This window comes from Jannaschia pagri, assembly GCF_019655435.1.
GTDB classification, from domain to species: Bacteria; Pseudomonadota; Alphaproteobacteria; order Rhodobacterales; family Rhodobacteraceae; genus Jannaschia; species Jannaschia pagri.
Map to the genome: position 1 here is coordinate 167,574 of NZ_BPFH01000005.1, position 13,285 is coordinate 180,858.

A 13,285-nucleotide genomic window follows, 5' to 3' on the forward strand; every position below is an offset into this window, starting at 1 on the left:
GGAGAGGGCACATGGACGTCGGAACAATCTCAATCGTGCTGCTGATCGGGCTGATGCTTTTGCTCGCCATCGGGATGCCGCTGGGCATGGCATCGGCGGTGCTGGCGGTGCTCGTCCTGGTCATGAAGTTCGAACCGAACCTGCTGACCGCCCCGTGGGAGTTCGGGGAAGGCATCCTCACGGGTCGGTTCGGGTCCGGGCCGCTGAACATCCTGGCACAGAAGATCTATGGCCTGCTGACCGACTACGTCCTGATTTCTATCCCCTTGTTCATCTTTATGGCGGCCCTGCTGGAACGCTCGGGTATCGCCAAGGACATGTATTCCTCGCTGAACGTCTGGCTCAGCCGGACGCGGGGCGGCATCGCAATCGTGACCTCGATCATGGCTGTCATCATGGCCGCCATGTCGGGCATCATCGGTGGAGAAGTCGTTCTGCTGGGCCTGATCGCCCTGCCCCAGATGCTGCGCCTGGGCTACGATCAGAACATGGCCATCGGGGTAATCTGCGCCTCCGGCTCGCTGGGCACCATGATCCCGCCGTCCATCGTGCTCATCATCTTCGGCCTCATCACCGAAACCTCGATCAAGGCATTGTTCACGGCGGCGTTTGTGCCGGGCTTCATGCTCGCCAGCTTCATCATCCTCTACATCATCGTGCGCACGCAGATGAAGCCGTCGCTTGCCCCTCTGCCCCCCGAAGACCCCAACGACCCGCCCACGGGCGAGAAATCCATGCTGTTCGGTGCCTTTATGGCAATCCTGGTTGCGGGCTTTTCGGCGGCGTTGTTCCTGCGGGCACTGTTTTTCACGGTCACAGGCCAGAACGTGATCATCGAAAACGTCGACCCCATCGCCTACGGCACGGCAGACTACGTGCCGTTCTTCGGCATCGTCTTTGCGGTCGCCATGGCCTCGATCTTCTTCGTCTTCAAAACCCACCGCGCCAAACGCGGTTGGGACATGGGCAAAGGCCTGGTCGCGCCCATCGTGGTGATCGGCGTGGTCATGGGCTCGATCTATGGCGGGATCTCGGGCATCACCGAGGCCGCCGGCATGGGCGTCGTCGCGGTCTTCGTGATCTCCATCTTCCGGGGCGAGGCGAACGTAGAGCTCGTCTGGGACAGCCTTATGCGCACGCTCAAGTCCACCGGCACGATCATTTGGGTCACCATTGGCGCGGCCACACTCGCCGGGGCCTATACCATCGCGGGCGGGCCAACCTATGTGGCCAACATCATCGTCGCGGCAGACCTGCCGACCATGGGCATCCTGCTGGTCATGATGCTGATCCTGCTGTTCATGGGGGCGTTCATGGATTGGGTTGGGATCGTCCTGCTGATCATCCCCGTGTTCCTGCCCATCGTGCAGCGTCTGCCCATCGAGGAAATCGGCATCCTAGGACACGTTGAGCCTAAGAACTTGGCCGTATGGTTCGGCGTGCTGTTCTGCATGAATATGCAGGTCAGTTTCCTGTCCCCGCCCTTCGGGCCCGCCGCGTTCTACCTCAAGTCCGTGGCCCCGCCGCACATCGCGCTGACGGACATCTTTAAGGGCTTCCTGCCGTTCATCTGCATCCAGCTTTGCGCTCTGTCGGTCCTGTTGATCTATCCGCCCATCATCGAAGTTCTGTTGGACTAGGAGGACGGCTGTGTGGCCTCGCCGAACGAAAGGAGGCACTGACCCGTGCTGACCACCGAGCAGATCGAGGCCTTTCGCCGGGACGGCTATCTCGTGATCGAAGATGTCGTGCCCTCGGGTCTACGCGACGCTCTGGAGCAGGAGTACCGCCGGGTCTTGGCGCCCATCGCGGCGCGCGCCGCGATCTCGGCTCAACCGTCGTTCCTGGAGACGCTGCGCGCCGTCCATGGGGCGGGCGTCGACTGGTTCCAAGCGTTGGACATCAGTCTGCCCGGGACACAGATCGACATAAAGACGCCGTTCCACTACGGCCCAGCAGTCCACGACCTCTTAACCTGCCCCCAGGTTCTGGCGATTGTCCAAAGCCTGCTGGGGTCAGAGGTCACCTCGAACCCGATCCAGCACATTCGCATCAAACCGCCCTCTCGCACCGTGGCGCGGGATGCGCCGGTCCATACGACGGAAACCGCCTGGCATCAGGACCGCGCGGTCGCCCATGCGGAGGCGGACGACACAGATATGGTGACCGTGTGGGTTGCCATGACCAATGCGACCCCCGCCAACGGATGCCTGTTGGTGCAGCCCAAGGAAGCAGATCAAGAGATGCTGCCCCATTGTCCCCTGAATCAGACGGCCATCCCGGCGCGCTTTCTGGAGCGATCGCGCCGCCGCCCCCTCCCCGTTAAGGCGGGCGGGATTATCCTGCTGGACCCGATGACGCCCCATGCCGCCGGTCCGAACGTCAGTGATGGCCTGCGATGGTCCTTCGACCTGCGCTATCAGAGGACCGGAGCACCGACCGGTCGAGCGCAGTTCCCGTCGTTCCCGGTCCTGCCAGGCCCTGCCCCCGACTGGCGCAGTGTCCGTGACCGCTGGCGCGAGGCCCGAACCGCCTGCGCCGCCGCACCGCACATCCCGATCCACCGCTGGACATCGACCAGCCCCCAGTGTGCCTGAGCCATGCCCGATACCATTCGCCTCTCCCCAGACGACACTGTCGTCACCGCCACCCGCGCGCTGGAGGTAGGGACCTCGGTCGAGGGGATTGCGACCCGCGCCTTGATCCCCTCCGGCCATAAGATCGCAACGCAGGCCGTCAAAGCGGGAGACCCCATCCGCAAATACGGACAGATCATCGGCTATGCCGCGCAAGACATCGCAGCTGGCGATCATGTGCATACCCAGAACTGCGCCTTCGCCGCCACCGATCATGCCTATGAGTTCGGCACGGACCTGCGGCCCGTTGCGCCTTCCACGGGCGACACGTTTCAAGGGTATCGCCGGGCGGACGGGCGCGTGGGGACGCGGAATTACATCGCGATTGTCACTTCGGTCAACTGCTCCGCCACCGCCGCGCGCCGCATCGCAGACGCCTTTGGACCGGAGGAATTGGCGGCCTACCCCAACGTGGACGGCGTGGTTGCCTTCGTCCACGGCACCGGTTGCGGCATGGCCAGCGACGGCGATGGGTTCGAAGCTCTCCAGCGCGTCATGTGGGGCTACGCCAAACACCCCAACCACGGCGCGGTTCTGATGGTTGGGTTGGGATGCGAGATGAACCAGATCGACTGGCTGCTCGACGCCTATGGTCTGAAGCAGGGTCCAACCTTTCAGACGATGAACATCCAAAACGTCGCCGGGCTGCGGCGCACGGTTGAGGCCGGGGTCGAGAAGGTCCGCGCCATGCTGCCCATCGCCAACGAAGCGCGGCGCACGACTTGTCCCGCCTCAGACCTGACCGTCGCCCTACAATGCGGCGGCTCGGACGCTTGGTCTGGGATCACGGCGAACCCTGCCCTGGGGCACGCCTGTGACCTCTTGGTGGCGCAAGGCGGGACCGGTGTCCTGGCCGAGACGCCCGAGATCTATGGCGCGGAACATCTGCTGACCCGGCGCGCGCTAACGCCAGAGGTCGGCGCGCGCCTCATTGACCTGATCCGCTGGTGGGAGGACTACACCGCCCGGAACCGTGGCTCCATGGACAACAATCCCTCGCCCGGAAACAAGAAAGGGGGCCTGACCACGATCCTGGAGAAATCCCTGGGCGCCGCAGCCAAAGGCGGCACAACCCCCCTGACGGGCGTTTACAAGTACGCCGAACAGGTACGGGCCAAGGGCTTCACCTTTATGGACAGCCCGGGCTACGACCCGGCCTCTGTCACTGGTCAGATCGCTGGCGGCTGCAATTTGGTGTGCTTCACGACCGGGCGTGGATCGGCCTTCGGGTCGAAACCTGCGCCGACGATCAAGATCGCCACCAATAGCGCACTGGCCGCCCGGATGCCTGAGGACATGGATGTGAACGCAGGCGATATCCTGACGGGCGGTGTCTCGGTCGAGGATAAGGGCCGCGAGATCTATGACCTCTTCCTGCGCATCGCCTCAGGCGAGATGTCCAAATCCGAGGCCCAAGGTCTCGGCGACTATGAATTCGTCCCCTGGCAGATCGGAGCAGTGATGTGAGCGAGACCAATTCTTCCAAGAAGAATTGTCCACCGGTGCGCCTGCTGTTGGCTGGAACGGGTTTGATCGGCGCGCGGCACTTGGCGCATATGGAGACGCACCCGGACCTGGACCTTGTGGGCATCATTGACCCGGATCCTCTGCGGCGGAAGCATCCGAACGCACCGGGCTTTGCATCAATTGATGACGTGGACGTGACTGCGGATGGCATCGTCCTCGCGACGCCCACGGGTAGCCATGCGCCCCTGACCATCGCGGCCTTGGCCCGCGGCTGGCATGTGCTGGTGGAAAAACCAGTGGCCGATACATTGGCCAATGCCGATGCCATGATCGCCGCTGCTAAATCTGCGCAGCGCCATGTGCTGGTCGGGCACCACCGCCGCCACCATCCGCGCGTTGTCGCCTTGAAGGACATCATCGCGTCAGGCCGCCTAGGCACCCCAGTCGCGGCCAGCTTGCTCTGGCTGATGCGCAAGCCGGACGATTACTTCGACGTTGGGTGGCGGTCGGGGCTCGACGGGGCGCCGATCAAGCAGAACCTGATCCATGATGTGGACACCCTGCGATGGCTGTTTGGGGAGGTGACGGATGTGGTTGGCCTCGCCTCCAACGCCGTGCGGGGCGCCGCGCGGCCGGAATCCGGTGGCGCGGTACTGCGCTTCGACAGCGGCGTGACCGCCACGCTGACCTATGCTGATACGACCCCCACACCCTGGGGGTTCGAGGCGGGCACGGGCGAAAGCCCCCATATCCCCCACACAGCCCAAGACAGCCTGCGCATCGCCTGCACCGGCGGCGGCGTGGAATTCCCCAGTCTGCGCACGTGGTCCGGCGCCGCCCATTGGAATGAGGAGCCTAAGCCGACAGAAACACCTGTGGAAGACGGGGTTCCCCTGGTCCGACAATTGTCGCATTTCGCCGCCGTCATTCGGGGCGAGGCGGACCCAGTCGTGGATGCGGCTTCGGCGCGGGAAACCCTCGCCGTGATCCTTCAGATCGAAAAGACCGCAAAATGGGACTGAGGGTTTTGGCGTTGGCCTTGGCGGTTCTGCCCGGCGGTGCCTTTGCCGATACCTGGTGCGACGACCTGTGGTTGGCCCGCAATGCGCTGTTTGCCCAGGCGGGGCAATGCTTCGGGACGCCGCTTGGGCGGGCCACCTTTGGGGAGGATTGCACTGGGGCCGCGTCCCTAGACGATCGCCAGAAGCGCGCGGTTGAGATGATCCGCAGGCAAGAGGCGGCGCTGGACTGCGACGTCGATACCTCTCGCGCGGCGCCCCTAGATGTGGATCACCTAACGCTCCGGCTGCGCATGCCCGACCAACCCATCCGCGATTTCGAGAGCGCCTGCATCGGATGGCAGGGACGCGCCGTGACCCTGCGACACGGGGCCCGCGCGGACGCCGTCGCGGTTATCGAGATCCCGCCGGGCAGCGACATCGGATCCTACCACGCAAGCCCCTATGCGGGGTGGCACTTCCTGACTGTCACGCTTCCCACGGGTCTGACCGCAGCCGGGTGGACCGACAGAGATGTCTTCGCCGAGGGCACGTGCGAGATGTTTGCGGGATGAAGAACCTGCGCTGCGGATTGATTGGGGAGAATATCGGACGCTCCCGCTTGGCAGCCGCGCTTCGGATCATGGCCGACGACGCTGGAATTGGGTTCGAGTTCACGGCCATCGATACGGCAAACGATCCCGATGTGGACTTCGACGCCCTTGTGGATCACCTGCGCCTGCAGGGCTGGACCGGCGTCACCGTCACCCACCCGTGGAAGACACATGCTGCCGCCTGGGCGGGTGACAATATGGGCGCCGTCGGACATTTGGGCGCCGCGAACACGCTCACCTTTGCGCCGGTGGCAGGCGATAACACGGATTACCGTGGCTTTCTCGCGGCCTGGCGGGCGCAGATGGACCGCGCCCCTGGCCATGTGGCCGTGGCAGGGGCTGGCGGTGTCGCGCGTGCCGTTGTTCCGGCGCTGCAAGAATTAGGTGCGGACCAGATCACCCTATGGGACCCGCGCACCGAAGCGGCAAAGGCATTGGCCGACCAAGCCGGTGTCTCGATTTGTTCATTGGCCGACGCGGGCGCTGTTTGCGGTGGCGCAGATGGCTTGGTGAACTGCACACCGCTCGGCATGGCGCCAGACGCGCGGTCCGCCTTTGACGCGGCGTGGTTCGGGCCGCAGGCTTGGGCCTTTGACGCTGTCTATACGCCGACGGACACGCCCTTCCTGCGCCTGGCAGAGGCGGCGGGGCTGACCACGATGACCGGCTTCGACCTGTTTCGGCATATGGCCATGGCCTCGTTTGAAACCTACACCGGCCATCGCCCCGACCCGGCAGCGACCCTCCCGAAACTCGACGCATTGAGACCGGAGTAGCCCATGGAGGTCCTCACCCAGTCCCAGAAAGACAGCTATGCCCGAGACGGTTACCTCCTGTTGGAAAGGCGGCTGTCGTCCACCCAACTCTCTGCTTTGCATGGTGAAATTGATCGCTACGTGGCCCAAGCCCAGGGCCTGACGGCGAGCACGGCAGAGTTGGATCTGGAGGAGACGCATCGGCCCGATGCGCCCAGGGTCCGCCGGATCAAACTGCCCCACACCCATTCCGAGATCTTCCGCGCCCTGATGCTGTCGGACACGATCCTGGCCCCGGCCCGCGATCTGCTTGGGCCGGACCTGCGTTTGCACACGACCAAGCTGAACATGAAAGAGGCCGGTCATGGCGCCGCCGTGGAATGGCACCAGGACATGGCGTTCTACCCCCATTCCAATGATGCGGTGCTGGCGATTGGCGTCTTGCTGGATGACATGGGACCGGAAAACGGTCCGCTCCAGGTCATACCGGGATCACATCTGGGTCCGACCTATGATCATCACGCGGATGGCCATTTCGTGGGCGCCGTTGACCCAGAGGCACTGGGCATCGATATGGCGCGCGCTGTCGCACTGATGGGACCCGCTGGGTCGATCAGCATTCACCATGGGCGCATCCTCCATGGCTCGGCGCTCAACACCTCCACCAAACCGCGCCGCATTTTGTTCTATGAGATGATGGCGGCGGATGCTTGGCCGATCATGGGGTCGATGACCAAGTTCGAGGACTTGGCCGACTACGACGCGAGGATGCTTTGCGGGCAATCGCGGCAGCCCCGGCTTAGCGATTGGCCGGTGCGCATTCCCCTGCCCGCGCCCCCCGTCGGCAAAACCATCTATGAGATCCAGAAAGGGCTGACCGCCCGCGCATTTGAGACCGCAAAGGACTGACATCATGACGAAACCTGCCATCGGATTTATCGGCCTGGGCCTCATGGGCTCGGCCATGGTGCAGAACCTGCTGGACAAGGGATACGGCCTGACCGTGTTGGGCAACCGCGACCGCACGGGCGTCGAGGCGGCCCTGGCCCGTGGCGCGACCGAGGCGTCGAGCGCCCGCGACGTAGCCCAAGCGAGCGACATCGTCATGCTGTGCATGGGAACGTCGGAGCATGTGGAGGGGCGGATGCGCGGTCCGGACGGTGTGATCGCGGGTCTGCGGGAGGACGCGGTCGTGATTGACTTCGGCACCTCCCTGCCCGGCTCGACCAAGGCCCTGGGGGCAGAGGTCGCCGCCGCAGGCGCCGCCTATCTGGACGCACCCCTGGGCCGCACGCCGACCCATGGCCGCACCGGTGAACTGAACATCATGTGTTCTGGCGACAAATCGGCCTACGACAAGGTCGAGTCGGTTCTCAAAGACCAAGGCGAGAACGTCTTTCACCTGGGCGCCTTGGGCAACGGCCATACGATCAAACTGATCAACAATTTCTTCGCTCAAGCCGTAGCCAACAGCATGGCCGAAGCCTTTGCCATAGCCGACAAAACGGGGATCGAGCGGCAAGCGCTGTATGATGTCATGTCGGCTGGGCCGCTGCGGTCGGGCATGATGGATTTCATCAAGGGCTACGCCATCGACGGAGACGCCAGCCAATTGGCCTTTTCGATCCGCAACGCCGCCAAGGACGTGGGCTATTACCGTCAGATGACGGCGGATATGGGCCTTGCGTCGGTCATGTCCTCCGGTGCGTTCACAGCGCTAAGCGACGCGATTGAAGCCGGTCGGGGGGACGAGCTTGTGCCCTTGATGGTGGATGCCTTTTCCGACCGTTTCGGTCAGTAGGTGACGCCGCGCGCCAGTGCCACGGCCGTCCGGCCCCACGCAGACAACATCCCCAAGGGCATCGCCCTTATGCTGTTGGCCTATCTGTTGTTTTCCTTCACGGACACCAGTGTGAAGTGGCTAGGGTTGGCGGGCATCCCGGCACTGCAATTGGCCTTTATGCGCTTCTTCACGCACCTTGCCTTGTCGAGCGGTCCGGTGGTCCGCCACCCGCAGATGCTGGTGACCCCGCGCAAACAGATGATCCAACTGCTTCTACGGGGCGGCCTGCTGCTGATTTCGACGGTCGCGAACTTCCTGGCGCTGGCCTACCTGGATCTGACGGTCACAGCGGCGATCATGTTCTCGGCGCCCATCATGGTCTGCGCGCTCTCTGCCCCTGTGTTGGGTGAACGTGTGGGCCCCTGGCGTTGGACGGCGATCCTGGTCGGGTTTCTCGGCGTGTTGCTGGTGGTTCGTCCCTGGTCGGCGGCGTTTCACCCGGCGGTCTTCTTTTCCCTGACCGCTGCCACGGCGTTCGCGCTGTTTTCGATCATGACGCGTCAGATGTCGGGCGTGGTCTCACCCCGCGTTATGCAGGTCTATGTGGGCGTCGTCGGCGCCACCGCCCTGCTGCCAGCCGCGATTTGGATGTGGCAGAGCCCTGTGACGGGCTCTGATTGGATCTTGTTGGTTTGCGTTGGCGCCTTTGCGTGGGGCGGTCACCATTTCTTCAACCTCGCCCATGGCTACGCACCCGCCAGCGCGTTGATGCCATTCACATATTCCTTCCTGATTTACCTGACGGCGTGGGGATACCTCGTGTTCGGGACGGTGCCAGACCAACAAACCATTCTTGGCGCGATGACCATTTCCCTGGCGGGTTTGGTTATCTGGTGGCGCGAACGTCGCGGGCCAACTGGCGCGCCCCCCGGTCGGGGCAACCCGTAACGTGTCACCTCGCCCCGTGCAGGTTCAGAGGCCAGCCGCCACCTGAGACGCGTCAAGGCACCCAGACACATCCGAGGGGTTGGGACAGCGGTCACAAACTGGGGAAGCAATGACCGCTGTCCCTGGGGAGGGGCATTCTGGCCGGGGAGCCAGACGCCCCAGTCGCACTCCGGTCAGCCGGAGGCGACGAGCTTGGGCGAGGGCTGGCGGTGCGACGGGATCGCTCCGGCGCCGGACGCCCATGTCGAACTCCTGATCCGTTCGACGCTGTGAAGTATCGCGTAGCTCATGGACTGGAGATCAGGACAGTTTCGGGAATTCAATGTGTTGCGCCACCTCTCCATTCAAGCGATGCCACCACGCCGATGGGTCCGCGCCACCCTCCACCAGCAGCGTCGCGGCGCCTTGGCCATCCCCGGACAAGACCAGGGCATCGCCGTCAAAGCTCTCGAAGGTCAGGGACGCCGGTTGGTCGGATGCGGCGAGACGGTCAAGCAACAGGCCCACCGCCAAGCGTTCGCCCATGCGCATGGCATCCCAAGACGCACCGTAGGTATGGATCCCGGCAAAGCTGCGCGCCAAAGCAACATTGGCGGCAAGTTTGTTGAGCTCTCCCTGCAACGTCAGCTGTGATCCAGCATCTTCGGGCGCGGTGGTCGCCACAAGGCAGCTGCCGGTGCCATTAGGAACATAGGTTGTTCCCAGCGTTCCCGTGCCGACTTGGTCCAGTGTCAACGGGGCGGCGCCATCGGTCGATATCTTGAACATCGCTTTCAGAAGCGTCGCGCAGGCCCCAGCCACTGTGGCCTGACGGGCGCCGAAGGCGGCTTCCTTTGGCGCACCTTCGGCGAAAGCCATCGGAAGCATAAGATTTCTGGACAATTGGAACGGAGGACCCTTTGGCTCCCCGCCGAACTGGCCCGTGGTTGGCATCTGATTGACAGCCTCCAACAGGTCGAAGTTCGCGGTGGCTGCCGCCTCCAGCTTTTCGACATGGGTCTCAACCAAGGGCCGTGCGGCACCCAAGCGTGCGCCCTCTCCGTTTGTCACGAGCGTCGCAAGGGCACCCAAAACCTCGGGTTGAAGGCGCCCCCTCCCCCTGGCTGCCTGCTCGGCCAGCAGCACCTGCGCCGCGCTGGCGGCCTCCGAGATCAGAGACAAGACATCGGCAGCGGTGAGGGGCGGCGCCGACGACCGTAAAGACGTCGGCTCTGGCAGACCATCGTCCGCCGCAGCTTCCGCCGCGAGGAGTAGATAATATGCGGTGACGAAGGGTTCCTCGGGGGCGCTCTGCCGCATGCGCGCGGAAAGGTCCCGGGGCGTGCAAATGAAGCCGCGCGTTCCATCAAAGGCCTGCGCGGACGCCGTATCCGCACCATCCTGCACGTCCAACCACTCAGCCCAGTCGCGCATGTAGTCGACACCACTGACATGCCGCGCAATCATCTGAGACATCCGCTGGGTCCCAAAGGTGACGAACCCCATGTCGGGCGTGAGCCCTCCGGTGAGCCCAGAGTTCCCAATCAGCAGGAACTGCGACACATAGGGACCCACGGCACAGCCGGGCGCGGCGGCTCGGAACAAGGACTGCGGTGACAGCCGGTTGCGCTTCCCACGGGGACCTTCGGAAGTTTGAGGCTGCATGTGGCGGTCCGGGGTCGGCGCCCCCTCATCAAACCAGGACATTTTGCGGAGCGCATGGACCGTTGTCGCGGCCCCATGCTGGCCGTCCCGCAACTCCTCGAAGGGTTTGTCCCGCAGGATCGCCATCGCATAAAGCTCGGCCATCTCAGCGGCCAGTTGGTCAGACCCCAAACGAGGTTCTGGCGCGACATCCAAGCCGAGGACCTGCTTGGGCAACGCTTCCCTCGCTGTCGTATTTGGTGGGGAGCCTTTCAGAGCCGCCCAAGACGCACCATCCAGCGCGGTCGTGCGAAACCTGCGGGTTCCCGTCGCCTGCGTCGAGCGCAGTGCGCCATCGCCCGGGATCGCGAGGCCATAGTCATCGTGGTCCTGACCTTTAGAACAGACAACCGCCCACGGGCCCCGCACCAGCGTGACGTCATTGGTCGCACCCCCAAGCGGTGCGACGCATTCACCCTCCTGATGCCCGGAAGGCTGCGCCTCAGAGGTGTTCTGACGCACATGGGTTTCGCCGCCGGAGGATTTCCAGATCCGTGATCCCATTATCATCGGAGTCTCATCAGGAATAAAGTCCCACGCAATTTCAACACCATACACCCGCCATATCTGTCCCTGACGGCTTCGTTACCTAAGTCTTAACGGGGCATCGTGATCGCTCCGTGACTTCTGCGGTGCAGCAACAGTGGTTGGGATGTCTTATATTAAGTTGAATGAAGGCTTGCGTGACCCCACGGCACCCCCTAGCGATCTGAATGGGGAAGCACGGGGCGCACGCCATCGGGGGTCGGTTTTGTATCTGGCGCACATCTGGGGGGATCTCGATATCGCTTCGGGCGGTGTGGCTGGGCTGTTGCCGCCACGCACGAAGGATAAGGCCGTTTTGGCGACCCTGTTGGTCTCCCCTGAGATGCGCAGATCCAGAAAGTGGCTCCAGGCCATCCTCTGGGGTGATGCAGAACCGGATAACGCAGCAACCAGCCTGAGACAGACATTGACCCGGCTCCGGCGTGTGTTCCAGGGCGAGGAGCAGGTCCTCTGCGCGGATCGGCATTCCGTCTGGCTGACCCCTGGTAAGATCCAGGTTGCCCCACGCACGACGGCAGACCAGGTCCTCTTCGAAGGCCTCGATGTCGGGGAAGAGGCGTTCGAGGACTGGCTTTTGGAACAACGGCAAGCTCTGGATCGCGCCCACCCTGCGCCGGACGTGGTGACCTCGGCCCGGTTTGTGCAGGGATTAATTGCGCCGTCAGCACCAGCGCCATCTGCCCGTGTGCGTATCTCGCTTGTGGCAGGCATCGGATCCATGCCCAATGACCCCGAGGTTCATAGGCTGATTGGGCGGGCAAGGGACAGGCTCCATGCCCTTGAGATCTTCGACATCGGCGAGGCCGCAACAGCGGCACTGGCGCCCGAAGGCATTGCCCTCCGGTTAGAGCGTCCCCACCCCAGTATGGCGACCGCGGTGTTTCTGACCAACGGCGGCAGAGACATCCTATACACGCTGACAGAACCGGAGTTTCAGGAAGATCCAAACGCACCAGCAGCATTTGTTGATCGGATCTTCGAGGTGCTGTTGAGCCTGACGGATGGGTCCACCACCGATGACGCACAGGCCGTCGCAGCGCAGATGGATATGCGTCAGGTTTTCGAAGGCCTGTTCATCCCGGGATCCCACGCCAGCAGTGACCTGATGACCCGCGTGGACCGGGCTTTCGACATGGGACAGTCGGGCGTTCTCTTTGGGCTGCGCAACGCCGTGCGCATGTTGTGTTATGGGGAGCGCCTCAATGGTCATGACGCGATCCCCATGGACCAAGTGCTTGCGGATATCCGCGCCTCTCTCTGGCACAGTCCCGACAACGGCCTAGTCCATTGCCTTGCGGCGCATTGCTATTCGTTGTTCGTCCGGGATCATTCCGCCGCATTGGATCATGGGCGCTTGGCCGTTCGGGCCGCGCCAGATTCGGCCCTCTGCTGGGCAATCCTAGCCCTCGCTCACCTGCGCGCGCAGGATGTCAAAGGAGCACTCGGACCCGCGCAAACCGCAAACGCCATCGGTCAGATGAGCCGGTATCGTCCGTTCTACGACGGCGTGAGTGCGGCGAGCCATGCGGCCGCCCAAGACTTTGACACAGCCCTAAAACACGCCCAGCGGAGTTTGCGGCAAGCCCCCGACTTCAGCTCTGCACGTCAATTGATGTTTTTAGCATCTGAGCGGACAGGCAAAGCATCGAACGCAGAAACAATTGCAGCCTCTCTCATCCAATCCGGTCAGAATTTCGGGCGGGAAGGGATTACCTCTGATATATCGCCCGTGAATATCGAATTGCTGCGTCCCGCGATGGCAGAAAGTGCCGCACGGTTGGGTTTTCATTGACCAGCGGCTTAGATGCTGCGCCAAATAACAGTCCAATTCATCCGATTAGATGTGAGAGGCTGA

The 13,285-nt window shown here is 63.3% G+C and carries 11 protein-coding genes; 10 read left to right on the forward strand and 1 reads right to left on the reverse strand.

Annotation, left to right across the window (positions count from 1 at the left end; all coding sequences use genetic code 11):
* The first annotated feature begins 11 nt into the window (after nt 1-11).
* Genes K5R33_RS13910 through K5R33_RS13950 form a run of 9 tightly spaced genes read left to right on the forward strand, consistent with a single transcriptional unit; the run spans nt 12 to nt 9,201 of the window.
* On the forward strand, nt 12-1,640 hold the full coding sequence (locus K5R33_RS13910; protein ID WP_220749670.1) for a TRAP transporter large permease: 1,629 nt from the start codon (nt 12-14) through the stop codon (nt 1,638-1,640).
* A gap of 45 nt (nt 1,641-1,685) precedes the next feature.
* Nucleotides 1,686-2,597, forward strand: coding sequence for a phytanoyl-CoA dioxygenase family protein (locus K5R33_RS13915; protein ID WP_220749671.1), 912 nt, complete (start codon nt 1,686-1,688; stop codon nt 2,595-2,597).
* 3 nt (nt 2,598-2,600) lie between these two features.
* Complete coding sequence (locus K5R33_RS13920; RefSeq protein WP_220749672.1) at nt 2,601-4,103, forward strand: UxaA family hydrolase; 1,503 nt, start codon at nt 2,601-2,603, stop codon at nt 4,101-4,103.
* Entirely contained in the window at nt 4,100-5,125 is a 1,026-nt protein-coding gene (locus tag K5R33_RS13925; protein WP_255576426.1) for a Gfo/Idh/MocA family protein, read from the forward strand. Before K5R33_RS13920 ends, K5R33_RS13925 begins: the two co-directional genes overlap by 4 nt.
* Nucleotides 5,116-5,676, forward strand: coding sequence for a DUF4453 domain-containing protein (locus K5R33_RS13930; RefSeq protein WP_220749673.1), 561 nt, complete (start codon nt 5,116-5,118; stop codon nt 5,674-5,676). Before K5R33_RS13925 ends, K5R33_RS13930 begins: the two co-directional genes overlap by 10 nt.
* Nucleotides 5,673-6,491: a shikimate dehydrogenase family protein gene (locus K5R33_RS13935; RefSeq protein ID WP_220749674.1), complete on the forward strand. Its 819-nt coding sequence runs from the start codon at nt 5,673-5,675 to the stop codon at nt 6,489-6,491. Before K5R33_RS13930 ends, K5R33_RS13935 begins: the two co-directional genes overlap by 4 nt.
* 3 nt (nt 6,492-6,494) lie before the next feature.
* Entirely contained in the window at nt 6,495-7,379 is an 885-nt protein-coding gene (locus K5R33_RS13940) for a phytanoyl-CoA dioxygenase family protein (RefSeq protein WP_220749675.1), read from the forward strand.
* Nucleotides 7,380-7,383: 4 nt separating this feature from the next.
* Nucleotides 7,384-8,271, forward strand: a complete 888-nt coding sequence (locus tag K5R33_RS13945) for an NAD(P)-dependent oxidoreductase (RefSeq protein WP_220749676.1) — start codon at nt 7,384-7,386, stop codon at nt 8,269-8,271.
* The gene (locus K5R33_RS13950) at nt 8,272-9,201 is read left to right on the forward strand and encodes a DMT family transporter (RefSeq protein WP_255576427.1); all 930 of its coding nucleotides are present in this window, start codon (nt 8,272-8,274) and stop codon (nt 9,199-9,201) included.
* 300 nt (nt 9,202-9,501) lie between these two features.
* On the opposite strand, the gene K5R33_RS13955 is transcribed toward K5R33_RS13950, so the two are convergent.
* Nucleotides 9,502-11,394 (reverse strand): phosphatase PAP2 family protein, encoded by a 1,893-nt coding sequence (locus K5R33_RS13955; RefSeq protein WP_220749677.1) that lies wholly within the window; start codon nt 11,392-11,394, stop codon nt 9,502-9,504.
* A 142-nt stretch (nt 11,395-11,536) separates the two neighbouring features.
* Between K5R33_RS13955 and K5R33_RS13960 the strand changes: the two genes are divergently transcribed.
* Nucleotides 11,537-13,222, forward strand: coding sequence for an AfsR/SARP family transcriptional regulator (locus tag K5R33_RS13960; protein WP_220749678.1), 1,686 nt, complete (start codon nt 11,537-11,539; stop codon nt 13,220-13,222).
* Nucleotides 13,223-13,285 lie beyond the last annotated feature (63 nt).